This is a genomic window from Chromohalobacter sp. HP20-39, assembly GCF_033052815.1.
GTDB lineage: Bacteria > Pseudomonadota > Gammaproteobacteria > Pseudomonadales > Halomonadaceae > Chromohalobacter.
Genome location: NZ_JAWHTP010000549.1, coordinates 1 through 281, shown reverse-complemented (window position 1 = coordinate 281; position 281 = coordinate 1). Strand labels below are relative to the sequence as shown.

The following is a 281-nucleotide window of genomic DNA, read 5'->3' as shown; positions in this document are numbered from 1 at the left end:
CCCGCTGCCGTGTCAGCCTAACCCTGGGTGCGAAGCATCAACACCAGGGCAAGCCCGTCGATGTCCATGTCGTGATCACCACGCCGCATCAGACGCATATTTCCAGCAAGACCTCGAACGAGGACGCTTACCTTGCGCTCAACGAGGCCTTCGCGCACGTAGAACGCATGCTGGTAGACGCCGCGCAGAAGCGCCAGCCGCACGCAGGTCAGCCCACCTGCCGGACAGAGGAAGCGTAGTACGTGCTGAAACGCTGTCGGCCAAGCCTCTGCGGCCTCTCC

At 63.0% G+C, this 281-nt stretch carries 1 protein-coding gene; it reads left to right on the top strand.

What is annotated here, in order from left to right:
- Window positions 1-239, top strand: a 239-nt coding sequence (locus RVY79_RS19145; protein WP_317466140.1) for an HPF/RaiA family ribosome-associated protein, incomplete at its 5' end; no start/stop codon positions are given.
- Window positions 240-281 lie beyond the last annotated feature (42 nt).